Source organism: Actinophytocola oryzae, from assembly GCF_004364325.1.
GTDB lineage: Bacteria > Actinomycetota > Actinomycetes > Mycobacteriales > Pseudonocardiaceae > Actinophytocola > Actinophytocola oryzae.
In genome coordinates this window covers 60,540-76,481 of sequence record NZ_SOCP01000015.1, presented here as the reverse complement: position 1 = coordinate 76,481, position 15,942 = coordinate 60,540, and the positions used below count along the sequence as shown (strand labels likewise).

General features: G+C 72.0%; 19 protein-coding genes. 6 read left to right on the top strand and 13 right to left on the bottom strand.

Annotation, left to right across the window (positions count from 1 at the left end; genetic code table 11):
• The first annotated feature begins 76 nt into the window (after positions 1-76).
• The gene (locus CLV71_RS33130; protein WP_133906830.1) at positions 77-691 is read left to right on the top strand and encodes a DUF47 domain-containing protein; all 615 of its coding nucleotides are present in this window, start codon (positions 77-79) and stop codon (positions 689-691) included.
• A 4-nt stretch (positions 692-695) separates the two neighbouring features.
• Positions 696-1,688 carry an inorganic phosphate transporter gene (locus tag CLV71_RS33125; protein WP_133906829.1) on the top strand — a complete coding sequence of 331 codons (993 nt, stop codon included), beginning with the start codon at positions 696-698 and terminating at the stop codon, positions 1,686-1,688.
• Here CLV71_RS33125 and CLV71_RS49625 read toward each other — a convergent pair.
• The 3 genes from CLV71_RS49625 to CLV71_RS33115 all read right to left on the bottom strand — a co-directional run bounded on the left by CLV71_RS49625 (position 1,661) and on the right by CLV71_RS33115 (position 3,759).
• Complete coding sequence (locus tag CLV71_RS49625) at positions 1,661-2,164, bottom strand: monodechloroaminopyrrolnitrin synthase PrnB family protein (protein WP_243866939.1); 504 nt, start codon at positions 2,162-2,164, stop codon at positions 1,661-1,663. The genes CLV71_RS33125 and CLV71_RS49625 overlap by 28 nt on opposite strands.
• A 53-nt stretch (positions 2,165-2,217) precedes the next feature.
• Entirely contained in the window at positions 2,218-2,406 is a 189-nt protein-coding gene (locus CLV71_RS49620; RefSeq protein WP_243866908.1) for a hypothetical protein, read from the bottom strand.
• Between the two features lie 282 nt (positions 2,407-2,688).
• Positions 2,689-3,759, bottom strand: a complete 1,071-nt coding sequence (locus tag CLV71_RS33115; RefSeq protein ID WP_133906828.1) for a hypothetical protein — start codon at positions 3,757-3,759, stop codon at positions 2,689-2,691.
• Positions 3,760-3,861: 102 nt separating this feature from the next.
• Here CLV71_RS33115 and CLV71_RS33110 point away from each other — a divergent pair, with 102 nt between their 5' ends.
• Entirely contained in the window at positions 3,862-5,043 is a 1,182-nt protein-coding gene (locus CLV71_RS33110; RefSeq protein ID WP_424923929.1) for a tyrosine-type recombinase/integrase, read from the top strand.
• Between the two features lies 1 nt (position 5,044).
• Here the strand turns inward: CLV71_RS33110 and CLV71_RS33105 are convergent, their stop codons facing one another.
• From CLV71_RS33105 to CLV71_RS33080, 6 genes are read right to left on the bottom strand one after another with little or no spacing between them, the layout of a single operon-like run.
• Positions 5,045-6,214 (bottom strand): RNA polymerase sigma factor, encoded by a 1,170-nt coding sequence (locus CLV71_RS33105; protein WP_133906826.1) that lies wholly within the window; start codon positions 6,212-6,214, stop codon positions 5,045-5,047.
• Positions 6,211-6,543, bottom strand: coding sequence for a YnfA family protein (locus CLV71_RS33100; RefSeq protein ID WP_133906825.1), 333 nt, complete (start codon positions 6,541-6,543; stop codon positions 6,211-6,213). Before CLV71_RS33100 ends, CLV71_RS33105 begins: the two co-directional genes overlap by 4 nt.
• Positions 6,540-6,878, bottom strand: coding sequence for a YciI family protein (locus CLV71_RS33095; RefSeq protein ID WP_133906966.1), 339 nt, complete (start codon positions 6,876-6,878; stop codon positions 6,540-6,542). The genes CLV71_RS33100 and CLV71_RS33095 overlap by 4 nt, the downstream gene beginning before the upstream one ends.
• Positions 6,879-6,904: 26 nt before the next feature.
• A complete protein-coding gene (locus tag CLV71_RS33090) occupies positions 6,905-8,050 on the bottom strand; it encodes an RNA polymerase sigma factor (protein ID WP_133906824.1) in 1,146 nt (381 codons plus the stop codon).
• Between the two features lie 5 nt (positions 8,051-8,055).
• On the bottom strand, positions 8,056-8,460 hold the full coding sequence (locus CLV71_RS33085) for a YciI family protein (RefSeq protein WP_133906823.1): 405 nt from the start codon (positions 8,458-8,460) through the stop codon (positions 8,056-8,058).
• Positions 8,461-8,479: 19 nt separating this feature from the next.
• A complete protein-coding gene (locus CLV71_RS33080; protein WP_133906965.1) occupies positions 8,480-8,977 on the bottom strand; it encodes a pyridoxamine 5'-phosphate oxidase family protein in 498 nt (165 codons plus the stop codon).
• Positions 8,978-9,110: 133 nt separating this feature from the next.
• On the opposite strand from CLV71_RS33080, the gene CLV71_RS33075 reads away from it, so the two are divergent.
• On the top strand, positions 9,111-9,926 hold the full coding sequence (locus CLV71_RS33075; RefSeq protein WP_133906822.1) for an NAD(P)H-binding protein: 816 nt from the start codon (positions 9,111-9,113) through the stop codon (positions 9,924-9,926).
• Positions 9,923-10,264, top strand: coding sequence for a DoxX family protein (locus CLV71_RS33070; protein ID WP_133906821.1), 342 nt, complete (start codon positions 9,923-9,925; stop codon positions 10,262-10,264). The genes CLV71_RS33075 and CLV71_RS33070 overlap by 4 nt, the downstream gene beginning before the upstream one ends.
• On the opposite strand, the gene CLV71_RS33065 is transcribed toward CLV71_RS33070, so the two are convergent.
• From CLV71_RS33065 to kdgD, 4 genes are read right to left on the bottom strand one after another with little or no spacing between them, the layout of a single operon-like run.
• On the bottom strand, positions 10,248-11,144 hold the full coding sequence (locus CLV71_RS33065; protein WP_208297868.1) for a 2-hydroxyacid dehydrogenase: 897 nt from the start codon (positions 11,142-11,144) through the stop codon (positions 10,248-10,250). The genes CLV71_RS33070 and CLV71_RS33065 overlap by 17 nt on opposite strands.
• On the bottom strand, positions 11,141-12,463 hold the full coding sequence (locus CLV71_RS33060) for an enolase C-terminal domain-like protein (RefSeq protein ID WP_243866904.1): 1,323 nt from the start codon (positions 12,461-12,463) through the stop codon (positions 11,141-11,143). The genes CLV71_RS33065 and CLV71_RS33060 overlap by 4 nt, the downstream gene beginning before the upstream one ends.
• The gene (locus tag CLV71_RS33055) at positions 12,460-14,043 is read right to left on the bottom strand and encodes an aldehyde dehydrogenase (NADP(+)) (RefSeq protein WP_133906819.1); all 1,584 of its coding nucleotides are present in this window, start codon (positions 14,041-14,043) and stop codon (positions 12,460-12,462) included. Before CLV71_RS33055 ends, CLV71_RS33060 begins: the two co-directional genes overlap by 4 nt.
• Positions 14,040-14,954, bottom strand: a complete 915-nt coding sequence (kdgD, locus tag CLV71_RS33050) for a 5-dehydro-4-deoxyglucarate dehydratase (RefSeq protein WP_243866903.1) — start codon at positions 14,952-14,954, stop codon at positions 14,040-14,042. Before kdgD ends, CLV71_RS33055 begins: the two co-directional genes overlap by 4 nt.
• Before the next feature lie 97 nt (positions 14,955-15,051).
• Between kdgD and CLV71_RS33045 the strand changes: the two genes are divergently transcribed.
• Positions 15,052-15,942 carry a LysR substrate-binding domain-containing protein gene (locus tag CLV71_RS33045; RefSeq protein WP_243866901.1) on the top strand — a complete coding sequence of 297 codons (891 nt, stop codon included), beginning with the start codon at positions 15,052-15,054 and terminating at the stop codon, positions 15,940-15,942.

The following is a 15,942-nucleotide window of genomic DNA, read 5'->3' as shown; positions in this document are numbered from 1 at the left end:
CGCCATCCGAAGGGGTATCCCCGTTCAGGGCCGGTTCATGCGCTGTTAATAATCTGGCCATGATCGGGGACGCCTTATGCGGCTGAAGCCACGCGACACGAAGTTCTTCGACCTGTTCAGCGTGGCAGGCGCGAACATCGCCACCGCGACCGCCGTGCTGGCCGAGTTCGTCGCCGTGCCCACGGAGGAACGCGCGGAGCTCGCACGTCGCATGCGGGAGGCAGAACACGCGGGCGACGACGCCACCCACGCCATCATCGAGCAGCTCGACCGCGCGTTCATCACACCGTTCGACCGCGAGGACATCTACCGGCTCGCGGTGCGCCTGGACGACGTCGTCGACTACATGGACGCCGCGGTGGAGCTGACCACCCTCTACAACCCCGAGGCGCTGCCCGCGAACGTCCGCGCGCTGGTCGACATCCTCGTCAAGTGCGCGCAGCTCACCGCCGACGCCATGCCCCGGCTCGCGACACTGCGCAACCTGCGTGACTTCTGGGTGCAGATCAACGAGCTGGAGAACGAGGCCGACCAGGTGTACCGGCACCTGCTGCAGTTCCTGTTCGACGGCAGCCACGACCCGCTGACCGTGATGAAGCTCAAGGAGATCGTCGACCAGCTCGAGTCGGCCGCGGACGCGTTCGAACACGTCGCCGACGTGGTCCACAGCATCGCGGTCAAAGAGTCCTGACGCGGTGGACTGGCTCGCGCTGATCCTCGTCGTCGCACTGGCGCTGGGGTTCGACTACACCAACGGTTTCCACGACGCCGCCAACGCCATCGCGAGCGCGGTGTCCACGAAGGCCCTGTCACTGCGGGCCGCGCTCGCGCTCGCCGCGGTCATGAACCTCATCGGCGCCCTGGCCGGCACCGGGGTGGCGGTCACGGTCGCGAAGGGCATCATCGACACCCCGCACTCCGAACACGGCATGGCGGTCGTCGGCGCCGCGCTGGTCGGCGCCATCCTGTGGAACCTCACCACCTGGTACTTCGGGCTGCCGTCCTCGTCGTCGCACGCCCTGATCGGCGGCATGGTCGGCGCCGCGCTCGTGTCGACGACGACCGTGCACTGGTCGGGGGTGGTCGCCAAGGTGCTCATCCCGATGGTGGTGTCGCCGGTGGTCGGGCTGACGCTCGGCTACCTGGTGATGATCGGGTTGATGTGGGCGTTCCGGGCCGCGAACCCGCACCGGGCCAACCGGCTGCTGCGGCGCGCGCAGATCGTGTCCGCGTCCAGCCTCGCGCTCGGCCACGGCCTGCAGGACGCGCAGAAGAGCATGGGGATCATCGTGCTCGCGCTCGTGGTGACCGGCCACCAGAACGACTACCACGTGCCGCTGTGGGTGATCCTCGCGTGCGCGACCGCGCTCGCCGCCGGGACGTGGTCGGGTGGGTTGCGGATCATGCGCACCCTCGGGCGGCGAATCTTCCACCTCACGCCCGCGCACGGGTTCGCCGCGGAGATCTCGGCGTCGTCGGTGCTGTACCTGACGGCGTTCGTGTTCGCGGCGCCGGTGTCCACCACACACGTGGTGACCTCGGCGGTCATGGGGGTCGGCGCGACACAGCGACGCAAGGCGGTCCGCTGGTCGGTCGCCGGGGAGATCGCCACCGGGTGGGTGCTGACCTTCCCCGGCGCGGGACTGGTCGCGGCACTCGCCTACCTGGTGCTCAACCTGCTGTCCTGACGGTGTTTGCGGGATCGGGCGGTGCAGAGGTCGACGAGCCGGGCCAGGGTGGCGACAACGACGTCCAGGGGCGGGCCGCTGGCGGTGAGCTTCGCGAGCCGGTCGGGTGGGACGGTCGCGGCGGGGGCCTGCAGGAACGGCTTCACGAGCCGGTGGTGGTGGAAGGCGTAGGCGGCGCCGTGGGCGCGGCACACCGCGAGGAACCGGTCGGTGTTCGGGCCTCCCGGTGCGAGGCGGTGACGCAGGTCGGCCGGTGGGGTGCGTAGCCTCGGCTGGTCCTCCGGCGGCACGTACGGGTACTTCTCGGCGACGATCCGCTGGTAGAACGGGTCGGTCAGGTCACACAGGCCCAGGGCGAGGTCGATCTCGTTGACGGCCGAGTAGTCGCCTGCGTTCGCACCCCGGTACTCGGTGCCGCACACCACGTGGGGCTTGAAGTAGGGGCGGACGTTGAAGAAGAAGCGGTCCGGGTCCAGCTCGGCGGCGAGCGCCCTGTTGACGGCGAGGACCTCCTCGAGGGCGGTGTGGGCTAGGTGGGGTCGGTGTCGGCGAGGCGGGTGACGAGGGTGGCGCCGTCGTCGCGGAGGGTGCGTCTGCGCTGGTCGAGGTCGGTGACGTCGTGGAGGATCTCGGTCCTCGCCGCGAAGTAGGCCTGCTCCAGCTCGGTGTTGGCGTCGACGAAGTCGGTGTCGAGCCAGCGGGCGAGGTCGGTGGGCATGGTGGTCATCGTGTCCGGCGGGCGCGGGCCGCGACCAGGTCCACCTCGGGGGCGCCTGACTGGTCCGGTTCTTTCGCGCACCCCTCGCTACCCGGCGTCGGCACAGGGGGTGTCGCCATCGGGGAGCGGAGACGAACCCGGGCCCGTCGGCGGGCGGGTGATCAGGTATCCACTCCGCCAGGGGATCGAGGGGGCTGGGGCATTGGTTCGTGCTGGGGCGGGGTTCGACGGGTGAGCTGGTTGCGAGGTGCCACGGTGGCCGCCAGGTCGGCCCGGCGGGGGCTAGCTGGTCCGGTCGGTGAGGAGTTCGGCGAGCAGGCGGGTCCGCAGTTCGCCTTCGGGGAGGTCGGGGGTCAGGAGGACGTCGCGTAGGGCGGTGGTGGTGGCGCGTAGGCGGGTGAGGTCGTGTGCGGCGCCCGCGTTTCGGGTTGCCTCGGCTTTCGCTGCGGCGGTTTCGGTCTGGGCCTGGACGAGTTCGGTGCTCGACTGGGTGAGGGCGGTGGCGGCCGCGGCGCGGACGTTGGCGAGTTCCGCGGTCAGCTCCGCCTCGCGGGTCCTGGCGGTCGCGAGTGCGGCGACGGCGTTGTCGGTGGCCCGGCGCCGTTCCTCGACGGCCACGCGCAGGTCCTCGGCCGTGGCGCGGGCGGCGTCGCGTTCGGCCCTCGCGGTGGCGAGTTTCTCGGTGACGGCGGCCAGTGCCTTCGTGGCGGCTTCCGCGCGGGCCCGTTCGGCCTGCACGGCGTGTTCGGCCCGCGTTTTCTCGGTGGCGGCGACGCCCTCGGCCCGGGCCTGCGCCAGTTCCGCCTGGGTTCGCGCCTGCGTGGCGGTCTCGGCGTCGCTCACCGCGCGGTCGCGGTCCGCACGGTGACGGTCCGCCTCCTCGGTGGCGGCGCGGGCGGTGGCGGCGGCGTGTTCGGTGGCCCGCCGGGCCTGCGTCGTCGCTTCGGCGGCTGCTGTCTCGGCTTGTTCGCGTAGGCCGCGTTCGCGGGCGGCGGTCTCCTCGGCCTCGGCGACGCGGGCCGCGGCGGTGGCCAGTTCGGCGCCCAGCGAGTCCCGCAGCGCGGTCGCTACCGACAGGACCTCCTGCAGCGGGTCGGCCAGCCGGGTCGCGGTGGCGGTGAACGCGGTGGCGGCCGCGGTGATCGTGGAGTCGGCGGGGGTCCCGAGGGCTTCGGTGAGGGCGTCCTGTGCGGCGGCGAGCTGTTTGCACGTCTTGCCGCCGGGCCAGGTGCGGTCCGGGCAGTAGGCGAACGGGCGTCCGCCGCGCGGGCCCGGGGCCGGGAGCGGCGCCCGGCAATGACTGAACCCGCACAGCGAGTCGGACTCCACGGTTTCGGTGACCACATCGACCATGCCACCATCCTAGTATCAGTACCCATAACCTTATCTACCGGTTACAGATATCGAAACCTAAACCATCGTTGGCTACAGAACCGTGCTTTTGTAGCTAAGATGATGGGCGTGACTTCCACCGAGCTGACGAAAGCCTCAGAGGGGCCGTGGCCTGGCGTCGACAGGCCCGCCGAGCTGCTGAGAGAGATCGCCGAGTGGCTGGGCGGCTACGGGAACCGCGCCACGAGACGCACCTACGCCGAAGGGCTCGGCCTGCCCGTAACCGCCACCGACCTCCGCGACTGGTTGCCTGCCTCCGAGGCGCCCACGAAAACCGTCAGCGGCTCTGACTACTGGGCTTCGGCGGTCGCGCGGTACGCGGCGGTGGTCGGCGCCCGGCCCTCCCCCGGCGGCGGTCCTCCCCCGGCGGCGCGAGGCCGGCTGCGGCACCTGCACTGGTTCCGCTGGTGCGCGACCGCGGGCGTCGACCCGCTCACGGCGACCTCGACCCACGTGAAGGTGTGGCTCGACGCGCTGAACACCGCAGGCGCGGCGCCGGCGACCCGCGACCGGATGCTCGCCACGGTCAAGGCCCTCTACACGCACCTGGCCGACACGGGGCTCGCCGCCGGCAACCCGGCCGCCCTCAACCGCCGCCGCCTGGGACTGGGTGACGCGGCGAGCACCACGGGCACGGTCGTGCTGACGACGGCGCAGGTCAAGGCCCTCTACGACGCCGCGGCCACCCCGAAACGAGGCGCGTCCACCCTGGACACGGCGCGGGCGACGGCGGTGGTCGCGTTGTTCACGCTGGGGCTGCGGGTCAGCGAGCTGTGCGGCCTCGACCGCGGCGACCTGCACGTGACCCGGGGCCGCCGGGCGCTGCGGGTCCTCGGCAAGGGCGGCAAGACCCGCGTGGTCTACCTGCACAAGGCCGCCGAGGACGCCCTGCTCGCCTATCTGCGTGCTCGCGACACCACCGGCACCGCGGGCACGACGGTCACCCGCCGCGGGGCGCCGGTCGACGAGCCGCTGCTGGTGACCCGCACCGGTCACCGCTACCGCCGCCAGGCCGTGTGGCAGCTGTTGCGGCGCCTGTCCGCCGACGCACCGCTGCACCCCCACGCGCTGCGGCACTTCTACGTCACGACCGCCGTCGAGGCGGGCGCCCAGCTGGTCCACATCCAGGCCGACGTGGGCCACTCGAGCATCGACACGACCGAACAGGTCTACAACAACGCCGCCCGCGACCCGTCCCGCAGCGCGGTCGACCTGGTCGGCGACGTCCTCGGCCTGGACGGGTAGGTCATTCGAGGAGTGTGCGCAGCAGGTCGCGTTCGGTGTCGGTGGTGGCGTGGGTGAGGGCCTGCTCGAAGGCGACGGTGGCCTCGGCGGCGCGGCCGAGGCGGGCCAGGAGGTTGCCGCGCACGGAGTGGTAGAGGTGGTAGCGGTCCAGGTCCAGGGACTCGACCAGCGTGAGCGCCCGGGCCGGGCCGGCGACCTCGGCGACCGCGACCGCCCGGTTGAGCGCCACCACCGGTGTCGGGGTCACCGCCATCAGCTGGTCGTAGAGGGCGAGGACCTGCGGCCAGTCGGTGTCGGCGGTGGTGGGGGCGTCGCTGTGAACCGCGGCGATCGCGGCCTGCAGCTGGTAGGGGCCGGGCTGGTTGCGGCGCAGACACGCCCTGACCAGCGCCTGGCCCTCCTCGACCATCGCGGTGTCCCACCGGGTGCGGTCCTGGTCGGCGAGCAGGACCAGCTCGCCGGTGGCGGTGGTGCGGGCGGGGCGGCGGGACTCGCTCAGCAGCATCAGCGCCAGCAGGCCGGTGACCTCGGGTTCGTCGGGCATCAGGGAGGCGAGGACCCGGCCGAGGCGGATGGCCTCGGCGGCCAGGGACGGGCGGTCGAGGTGGGCCTGGGTGAAGATCAGGTAGACGACGGCCAGGACACCGCGGACCCGGTCGGGCAGGTCGGCCTCCTCGGGGACGCGGTAGGGGATGGCGGCGTCGCGGATCTTGTTCTTGGCGCGCACGAGACGTCGGGCCATGGTCGCCTCGGGCACCAGGAACGCGCGGGCGATCTCGACCGTGGTGAGGCCGCCGAGCAGCCGCAGCGTCAACGCCACCCGCACGCCGAGCCCGAGCGCGGGGTGGCAGCAGGTGAAGATCAGCCGCAGCCGCTCGTCCCGGACGGGGCCCTGGTCGGGTTCGGGGTCGGGCGCCAGCAGGTCCAGGGCCTGCCGGTGGCGTTCGAGCCGGGTGGACTCGCGGCGCAGGCGGTCGATGGCACGGTTGCGGGCGGTGGTGATCAGCCAGCCCACGGGGCTCGGGGGCTGGTCGCCGTCGGGCCAGCGGCGCAGCGCCTCGACGAACGCGTCCTGCACGCACTCCTCGGCGAGCCCCAGGTCGCCGAGGCTTCTGGCCAGCACGGACACCGCGCGGCCGTACTCCTGGCGGAAGATCTCCTCGACGGTCATCGACGTGGCGCGTACATGATCACGGCGACGCCGGTGAGGCAGAGCAGGGCACCGAGGTAGTCGAAGCGGTCGGGACGGAACTTGTCGACCACGACTCCCCAGGCGAGTGACCCGGCGACGAACACCCCGCCGTAGGCGGCGAGGACGCGACCGAAGTGCGTGTCGGGCTGGAAGGTGGCGACGAAGCCGTAGGCGCCGAGCGCGAGCACGCCCGCGGCGATCCACCACAGGCCGCGGTGTTCCCGAAAACCCTGCCAGACCAGCCACGCGCCGCCGATCTCGGCGACCGCGGCCAGCGCGAACAACACGAGCGAACGCAGGACCGTCACTGGAAGGGCCGCACCTCCACCGCGAGCGGCGCGAGGATCGACGCCAGGCGCCTGCCCCACCGCAGGGCGTCGTCGAGGTCCGCGGCCGTGATGATGGTGAACCCGCCGAGGAACTCCCTGGCCTCGATGAACGGGCCGTCGGTCACGAGCATCTCCTCACCGCCGGCCCGCAGCACGGTCGCGGTGTCCGGCGGGTGCAGCCCGCCCGCGAACACCCACGCGCCCTCGGCACGCAGCTCGTCGTTGAGCGCGTCGAGGTTGTTCCTGATCTCGGCGAGCACGTCCGGCTCCGGTGCGCCGTCGGGTTGGTAGATGCTCAGCAGGTACTGCTTCATGGCGTCGATCATGCCGTGCGGGCTCCTTACCCGCGCAGCCGCGCGTTGAGCCGCGCGGCCTGTCGGGTGAGGTGTTCGCGTTCGGCAAGGTTCGACGCCGACTGTGCGGCCTGGCTGTAGAGGCGGGCCGCGGTGGCGGGGTCGCCGTCACGTTCGTGCAGGTAGGCGGCGACGGCGGTGTGGCGGGGCAGGGCGGGGTCGAGCGAGGCGAGCGCGGTGAGGCCGGCGCGTGGGCCGTCGGCCTCACCGACAGCGACGGCCCGGTTGAGGCGGGCCACGGGGCTGTCGGTGAGGTGCACGAGCTCGTCGTACCACTCCACGATCTGCACCCAGTCGGTCTCCGCCGCGGTCTGGGCGTCGGCGTGGAGCGCGGCGACGGCGGCCTGGGCCTGGTACTCGCCGAGGCGGTCGCGGGCGAGGGCCTTCTGGAGGACGTCGACGCCCTCGGCGATCATGCCGGTGTCCCACCGGCCGCGGTCCTGGTCGGCGAGGGGCACGAGGCGCCCGTCGGGGCCGGTGCGGGCGGGGCGGCGCGCGTGGTGGAGCAGCATGAGCGCCAGCAGTCCCGCGACCTCCTCGTGGTCGGTGATGGCGGCGAGCTGGCGGGTGATGCGGATGGCTTCGGCGGCGAGGTCGACGTCGCCGGAGTAGCCCTCGTTGAACACCAGGTAGAGCACCCGCAGCACGGTGGCGACGTCACCGGGCCGGTCGAACCGGACACCCGCGACGGTCCGTTTGGCGCGGCTGATGCGTTGGGCCATGGTCGCCTCGGGCACGAGGTAGGCCTGCGCGATCTGCCGGGTGGTGAGGCCGCCGACGGCGCGGAGGGTGAGTGCGACCGCCGACGCCGGGGTCAGGGACGGGTGCGCGCACAGGAAGTACAGCCGCAGCGTGTCGTCGACGGCCTCACCGGGTTCGGGTTCGGGTTCGGCGTCGACGGCCACCTCGCGCCTGCGCCGGGAGGCGTCGGCGCGGGTGGCGTCGAGGAACTTGCGCCACGCGACGGTGACCAGCCAGCCCTTGGGGTCGCGCGGCGGGTCGTCCCGCCACACACGCACCGCCTCGACCAGGCTGTCCTGGAAGGCGTCCTCGGCCGCCGCGAAGTCCGCTCCGCGGCGGACGAGGACCCCGATCACCTCGGGGGTGAGCGTGCGCAGCAGTGCCTCGTCCATCGAGGTCACTCCGTGACGGTCGGCGGGTCGGTGTAGACGGGCCGCACCTCGATCCACTCGTGGATGGGTTTGCCGCCGGCACCCGGGGCGGCGGACAGTTCACCGGCCAGGTGCAGGGCGCGTTCGTGGGTGTCGACGTCGATCATCATCCAGCCGGCGATCAGGTCCTTGGTCTCGGCGAAGGGGCCGTCGGTGACCGGTGGGCGTCCCTCGCCGTCGTGGCGGACGAAGGTGCCTTCCGGGGAGAGCGCCTGGGCGTCGACGAACTCGCCCGCGGCTTCGAGCCGGTCGGCGAAGTCGCGCATGAACTGGATGTGGTCGGAGATCTCGTCGGGGGTCCACTGGTCCATCGGCACGTCGTTCACCGCTGCGGGCGCGCCGCGGTAGTGCTTGAGCAGCAGGTATTTCATGGTGGCTCCTCGGGTGGTTTCAGGCGTTCTCGCGCTCGGCGCGCTGTCGCGCGAGCTCCTCGACGGCGCTGGGCAGGGTGGTCTCGAAGTCGATCAGCTTGACCCAGGTGGGGGTCACGACGACGCGGACCATGCCGTCGTAGAGGGACCGCACCTCCTTCTCCCACTCGACGCGCTGCTCGGCGGTCATCTCGTAGGTGCCGTTCATCTGCAGGTACTCCGCCGGGATGCCGTCGACGACGTCGAGCTCGGCCCGGCCGCGGACGAGCAGGATCCTGGGCGGGTGCACCTCGGTGTCGATCGTCAGGGCCACCGCGGGGTTCGCGCGCAGTGACGGCAGCTTCGGGGCGTTCTTCGAGGTGCACATGACGATCTGCGAGCCGTTCCAGGTGAACGCGATCGGGACGTTGCGGGGTGTGCCGTCCCTGGCGACGTAGGCCAGGCGGGTCAGGTCACGCGCCAGCAGCTCCTTGCTGATCGGCCGGTTGAGGATCTCGGTGATCTCGTCCTGTCGCATCGTCATCTCCTCCATTGTTTCCCGCGGCCTGTCCGGTCGCTCGTGTCCCCTGGGACGGAGCCCGCCACGCATTCTCGACACCCCGATGTACTATGTTTTTCGTATCATCTGAAAACCGTAGGAAGGTGTGGCGATGTACCTGGTCACTGGTGCCACAGGCACTGTCGGGCGTCCCCTGGTCGAGTTACTACGCGGGTCCGGGGTGCGGGCCGTGTCGCGTTCGGTGACGGAGCTGCCCGGGGCGGAGGTGGTGACGGAACCGGAGTTCACCGGGGTCGACGGGGTGTTCCTCAACGCCCGCGCTGTCGGCCTCGACGCCGCGGACCTGCTGGCACGAGCCGGGGAGCAGGGGGTGCGGCGGGTGGTGGTCCTGGCCGCGTCCAACGTGGACGAGCCGCTCGACGAGCAGCCGTCGCGATTCAACGGCGACCGCAACGCCGAGGTCGAGGCCGCGGCGATCGACAGCGGCCTCGAATGGGTGAGCCTGCGGCCGACCTATTTCGCGGTCAACGCCGAGTACTCGTGGGGCGGGCAGCTCCGGCGGGGTGACGTGGTCCGGGCGCCGTTCCCGGAGGCGACCGAGGCGCCGATCGACCCGCGGGACATCGCGGCCGTCGCCGCCGCCGCGCTCACCACCGACGACCTGGTGGGCGACAAGCTGCTGCTGACCGGTCCCGAGTCGCTCACCCACACCGAGATGGTCGCGACGATCGGCCGCGTCCTGGGCCGTGACCTGCGGCTGGAGCCGGTCCCGGTGGAGATCGCGTCCCGGGTGCTGGTCGACAACGGACACCGGCCGGAGTTCGTCACCGCGTTGATGGACCGCTACCGGCGCGAGGCCGGGCGCCCGGCGCACGTGAGCGCCGACGCCGAGAAGGCGTTGGGGCGCCCGCCGCGACCGTTCGCGGAGTGGGTGGCCGACCACGCGGCCCTGTTCACACGCGCGTGACCGTCGTGCACGTCGTCGTCGTGGTGCTCGCGGCCGCGGCGAACCTGTTCTCCGCGGCGGCCGACTTCGCGCGGGCGGAACGGATCCGGTCGTCGATGTGGCGGATCGGGGTGCCGGCCTGGTCGCTGCCGTGGCTGGGGGTGCCCAAGGCGGTCGCCGTGGTCGGCTTGCTGGCGGGGTTGGCGAGGCCCTGGGCGGGTGTGGCCGCCGCCGCGGGGTTGGTGGTGTTCTTCGCGTTGGCGATCGGCACCCACCTGCGCGCCGGTGACCGGATGGTCGGGCTGCCCGCGGGGTTCCTGCTGCTCGCGGTCGCGGTGCTGGTCACGGCACCGGGGTGAGCAGGGTCCCGTCGGTCATGAACTGGCGCAGGTTCGCGAACGCGAGCTCGCCCATGGCCTCGCGGGTCTCGGTGGTGGCGCTCGCGATGTGCGGCAGGAGCACCACGTTGTCCATCGCGAGCAGCACTGACGGGACGCGGGGTTCGTCGGCGAACACGTCGAGGGCCGCGCCGGCGATCGTGCCCCCGGTCAGGGCGGCCACCAGCGCGGGTTCGTCCACGACGCTGCCGCGGGCGATGTTCACCAGGTAACCGGCAGGCCCCAACGCCTCCAGCACCCGCGCCGACACGAGCCCCTCGGTCGCCGCGCCGCCGGAAGTGGCCACGACCAGCACGTCGACGGCCGCCGCCAACGCTTCCGGGGAGTCGACGTAGCGGTACGGGGTGTCGGGGACCCGGTGGCGGGAGTGGTAGCTCACACGGGCGTCGAACGCGGTCAGCCGGTGCGCGATCGCCCGACCGATCCGGCCGAGACCGAGGATCCCGACCCGCCTGCCCGACACCCTGGTCGCGAGCGGGTAGGAGCCGGTGAGCCAGTCGCCCCGGCGCACGAACCGGTCGGCGGCGGACAGGCGCCGGAGCACGTCGATCATGGCGCCCACCGCGAGGTCGGCGACGCAGTCGGTCAGCACGTCCGGGGTGTTGCTCACCGCGATACCCCGGACGCGGGCGTGGTCGACGTCGGTGGTCTCGTACCCGACCCCGAAGTGGACGATCGCACCCAGTGCGGGCATGGCGTCCATCTGGTCGCGGGTGACACCGTGCCGGGAGGAGGTGACGGCGGCGACCACCTCCGGCGACGGGGTGTCCACCACGGTGAACTGGCCGCGCAGCGCCTCTTCGAGGGAGGGCAGCAGCGGGCAGACCTGCAGGACGGTCACACGGTCTCCAAAGCCGGTCGTTTCGGGTCGAACCGCCAGCCGGGCACGAGGTACTGCATGGCGACGGCGTCGTCACGCGCCCCCAGCGCCGCACGCCGGTACAGCTCGTGGGCGGCCTCGACCTGGTCGAGGTCGAGGCTCACCCCCAGCCCGGGGGCCGCCGGCACGGTGAGGTGCCCGTCGACCAGCGGGATGGGGTCGGTGGTGAGGTGCTGGCCGTCCTGCCAGATCCAGTGGGTGTCGATCGCGGTGACCTCGCCGGGGGCGGCGGCCGCGACGTGGGTGACCATCGCCAGCGAGACGTCGAAGTGGTTGTTGGAGTGCGAACCCCACGTCAGGCCCCACGCCTGGCAGAGCTGCGCGACCCGGACCGAGCCGTTCATGGTCCAGAAGTGCGGGTCGGCGAGGGGGATGTCGACGGCGGACTGGCGCACGGCGTGCCCGAGCTGACGCCAGTCGGTGGCGACCATGTTGGTGGCGGTGCGCAGGTTGGTGGCGCGCCGGAACTCGGCGAGGGTCTCGCGGCCGGAGTAACCGTCCTCGGCGCCACACGGGTCCTCGGCGTAGGCCAGCACGTCGCGGAGGGCGTTGCCGTGGCGGATCGCGTCGGCCAGCCGCCACCCACCGTTGGGATCCAACGTCAGGTCGGCGTCGGGGAACCGGCCGGCCAGGGCGTGCACGACCTCGACCTCCGCGTCACCGGACAGGACCCCACCCTTGAGCTTGAAGTCGGTGAACCCGTACCGGGCCTGCGCGGCCTCCGCCTGCGCGAGGATGCCGGCCGCGTCGAGCGCCTCCCGGTCCCGCACACCGAACCAGCCCTCGCCCTCGCCGGCCCGGTAGTCGAGATCGGTTCTCGTGCGGTCGCCGACGAAGAACAGGTAACCCAGCGCCCGCACCCGGTCGCGTTGGCGGCCCTCGCCGAGCAGCGCCGCGACCGGCACCTCCAGGTACTGGCCCAGCAGGTCCAGCATCGCGGCCTCGACGGCGGTGCGGACGTGCACGGCGACCCGCAGGTCGAACGTCTGCACCCCGCGACCCGCGGCGTCACGGCCCGCGAACCGGTGCGCGACCGTGGCCAGGACCGCCTGGTGCGTGCTCACCGGCGCACCCACCACCAGGTCACGGGCCTCGGTGAGTGTGCCGGTGATCGCGGGCCCGCCGGGGACCTCTCCGACACCGGTGCGGCCGTCGGAGTCGGTGAGGATCAGCAGGTTGCGGGTGAAGAACGGCCCGTGCGCGCCGCTGAGGTTGAGCAGCATGCTGTCCCGTCCCGCCACCGGGACGACCCGGTAGCCGGTGACCACGGGTGGGGTCACTCGGGTGCCCCGTCCCGCAGCCGCGCCACACCCAACGGGTTGCCGTCCCGCAGTTCCCCGGGCAGCAACGCCGACGGCAGGTTCTGGTAGGCGACCGGCCGCAGCCACCGCTCGATGGCCAGCGTGCCCACCGAGGTCGTGGCAGGCGCCGACGTGGCGGGGAACGGGCCGCCGTGCACGACCGCGTGACCGACCTCGACACCGGTCGGCCAGCCGCCGTAGAGCACCCGCCCCGCCAGCAGCTCCAGACGCGGCAACAACGCCGCGACGGTGTCGTGGTCGGTGTCGGTCGCGTGCACCGTCGCGGTCAGCTGCCCTTCCAGGGTGTCGAGGATCTGCTCCAACTGCGGCAGATCCCGTACCCGCACCACCAGCGACGCGGCACCGAACACCTCCTCACGCAGGCTGTGGTCGGCGAGGAAGGTGTCGCCGTCGGTGGCGAACAGCCTCGCCTGCCCGCACGTGGGCACCGCCTCGGCCACCCCGCCCGCCGCGACCTCCGTCACCCCCGCGGTGCCTGCGAGCCTGCCCGTGCCGTCGGTGTAAGCACGCTGGATCGTGGCGCTCAGCATCGCGGCACCCGGCGCGGCCTCCACGGCCTCGCGGGCGGCGGCGAGGAACTCGGTGGGGTCGCCGAGCGCGAACACGAGACCCGGGTTGGTGCACAACTGACCCGCCGAGGTGGTCAGGGACGTCACGAACGCGGTACCCAGCGCCGCGGCGGCGGAGTCGAGCGCACCGGGCAGCAGGATCACCGGGTTCACCGACGACATCTCCGCGTACACCGGGATCGGCACCGGCCGGGACGCGGCCGCCGCCACCAGCGCGAGACCACCGGACCGGGAACCGGTGAACCCCACCGCCGCGATCCTCGGATGCCTCACCAGGGCGGTACCGAGGCTGCGGCCCTCACCGAACAGCAGCGAGAACACACCCTCGGGCAGGTCGTGCTCCCGCACCGCCGCACGGATCGCGCGACCCACCAGCTCGGAAGTGCCGGGGTGGGCGCTGTGCGCCTTCACCACGACCGGCGCACCCGCCGCCAACGCGGACGCGGTGTCACCGCCCGCGACCGAGAACGCCAGCGGGAAGTTGCTCGCCGAGAACACCGCGACCGGCCCCAGCGGGATCTTCCGCTGCCGCAGGTCCGGCTTCGGCAACGGCGAACGGTCGGGATCCGGGGTGTCCAGACGCGCGCCGAGAAACCGCCCGTCCGCCGCGACCGACGCGAACAACCGCAGCTGGTTGGTGGTGCGCGCCAGCTCACCGCGCACCCGAGGGTCGGGGATACCGGTCTCGGCGACGACCCGGGCCACGAGCGTGTCACCGAGTGCGTCGATGTTGTCGGCGATCGTGGTGAGCAACGCCGCCCGCGCCGCCAGCGTCGTGGCCCGGTAGGTGGGGAACGCGTGCCACGCGATGGACACCGCCCGGTCCACGTCGGACTCGTCACCGAGCCCGAACGCCGGCTCGAGCACCTCACCGGTCGCCGGGTTCACGCCACGCACCTCACCCGCACCGCCCCGCACATCCGAGGCGCCGATCAACATCGACCCGGTCAGTGCCTGCGTCGCGGTCATGACAGACCCACCTTCCGCACGAGAGTGTTCAGCTCATCGAACTCGCCCGCCGTCAGGTCCGCCAACGGGGGTCGCACCGGGCCCGCGTCACGCCCCACCGCACGCAGCCCCGCCTTCACGATCGACACCGCGTACCCCGCGCGCCGGTCACGGATCTCGATGTAGGGCAGCACGAACTCGTCCAGCCTCCGGTAGACGCCCACCGCGTCCCGCGCCCGCACCGCCGCGAAGAACTCCAGCGCCCACCTCGGCGCGAAGTTGAAGATCGCCGACGAGTAGGTCGTGACACCCATCTCCAGCCACGGCATCGCATACGTCTCCGCGGTGGGCAGCCCGCCGATCGACAGGAGCCGCTCCCCCAGCCGGGCATGCACACGCGTCATGAGGTCGACGTTGCCGACCCCGTCCTTGAACCCGATCAGGTTCGGGCACTCCTCGGCGAGCCGTGCGACCGTGTCGAACGTGTACCGGGCGTTGGCCCGGTGGTAGACGACCACCCCCAGCGACGTCGCCGCACACACCGCCCTGACGTGCGCGACCAGGCCTTCCTGCGGCACCTCCGACAGGTACTGCGGCAGCAGGAGCAGCCCCGACGCGCCCGCCGTCTCGGCGTCCCGGGCCATCAGCACCGCCTGCGCGGTCCCGTACCCCGCGGGCGCGAGCACCGGGGTCTTCCCCGCGGCGGCGACCGCCGCACGCACCACGCGCGCGACCTCGTCCGGGGTCAGCGCCGGGAACTCACCGGTGCCGCCCGCCGCGAACAGGCCCGCCGCGCCGTGGGAGGACTGCCAGGCCACATGCTCCCGGTAGGCGTCCTCGTCGAACGCGAACTCCGCGGTGGCGTGCGTGACGGGAAACGACAACAACCCGGTGCCGAGCGTGACGCGCAGGGATTCCGGACTCAGTGTCAAGACAGGCTCCAGTGGTGTCGGGGCGACTACACCGAGCGTATGACCGGTCGTGATACCTGTCCAAGTCCCACAACGCATGTTGCGATACCTTCTCGACATGTCCTTTACGCTCGAGCAGCTCCGAGGATTCGTCGCCGTCGCCGAAGAAGGCAACTTCGGCCGCGCCGCGGCACGCCTACGCATCACCCAACCGCCCCTGTCACGCCAGGTCCAGAAACTCGAGCGCACCCTCGACGTACAACTGCTCGTCAGAACCCCCAGAGCCGTCCTCCTCACCCCCGCAGGCGACGCGTTCCTCCCCGAAGCCCGACGCATCCTCAGCCTCGCCGAAGCCGCCCCCATCACCGCACGCAACGCCGCCCGAGGCACCGCAGGCACCCTCCGGATCGGCTTCACCGCCATCTCCGCACTCACCGTGCTCGGCACCTGGATCCGCACCATCACCCAACACCTGCCCGCCGTCGAACTCACCCTCACCGAAATGGTCACCCGCGACCAGATCGACGCCCTCCTCGCAGGCGACATCCACGTCGGCCTCGCCCGAGGCGTCCCCGCCTCAGAAGTCCTCGACACCCGCCGCGTACACGTCGAAAGCCTCATCCTCGCCTGCCCACGCGGACACACCCTCACCGAACTCGGCCACCCACCCACCCTCGGCGACATCGGCTACCACGACGTCGTCACCTACACCCCCATCGCCGCCCGCTACCTGCAGGAACTCGTCATCAGCGTCTTCCACGACGCAGGCGTCGAACCCCACTACGTCCAACACGTCAGCCAGGTCCACAGCCTCCTCGCCCTCGTCGACGCAGGCGTCGGCGTCGGACTCGTCCCCCGATCCGCCGCCCGCCTACGACTACCCAACCTCGCCTTCACCGACATCACCGGACTACGACCCGACATCGTCGAAACCCACTGCGTCTGGCGCACCGCACACGACAACCCCGCACTCGACGCACTCCTACACCTCACCGACCCCACCGCCTGA

Bases quoted from the DNA above. Each gene is read 5' to 3' on its own strand.
- CLV71_RS33130 (WP_133906830.1), top strand. From the start codon at position 77: ATGCGGCTGAAGCCACGCGACACGAAGTTCTTCGACCTGTTCAGCGTG.
- CLV71_RS49620 (WP_243866908.1), bottom strand. From the start codon at position 2,406: ATGCCCACCGACCTCGCCCGCTGGCTCGACACCGACTTCGTCGACGCC.
- CLV71_RS33115 (WP_133906828.1), bottom strand. From the start codon at position 3,759: ATGGTCGATGTGGTCACCGAAACCGTGGAGTCCGACTCGCTGTGCGGG.
- CLV71_RS33110 (WP_424923929.1), top strand. From the start codon at position 3,862: ATGGGCGTGACTTCCACCGAGCTGACGAAAGCCTCAGAGGGGCCGTGG.
- CLV71_RS33105 (WP_133906826.1), bottom strand. From the start codon at position 6,214: ATGACCGTCGAGGAGATCTTCCGCCAGGAGTACGGCCGCGCGGTGTCC.
- CLV71_RS33095 (WP_133906966.1), bottom strand. From the start codon at position 6,878: ATGAAGCAGTACCTGCTGAGCATCTACCAACCCGACGGCGCACCGGAG.
- CLV71_RS33090 (WP_133906824.1), bottom strand. From the start codon at position 8,050: ATGGACGAGGCACTGCTGCGCACGCTCACCCCCGAGGTGATCGGGGTC.
- CLV71_RS33085 (WP_133906823.1), bottom strand. From the start codon at position 8,460: ATGAAATACCTGCTGCTCAAGCACTACCGCGGCGCGCCCGCAGCGGTG.
- CLV71_RS33080 (WP_133906965.1), bottom strand. From the start codon at position 8,977: ATGCGACAGGACGAGATCACCGAGATCCTCAACCGGCCGATCAGCAAG.
- CLV71_RS33075 (WP_133906822.1), top strand. From the start codon at position 9,111: ATGTACCTGGTCACTGGTGCCACAGGCACTGTCGGGCGTCCCCTGGTC.
- CLV71_RS33055 (WP_133906819.1), bottom strand. From the start codon at position 14,043: ATGACCGCGACGCAGGCACTGACCGGGTCGATGTTGATCGGCGCCTCG.
- CLV71_RS33045 (WP_243866901.1), top strand. From the start codon at position 15,052: ATGTCCTTTACGCTCGAGCAGCTCCGAGGATTCGTCGCCGTCGCCGAA.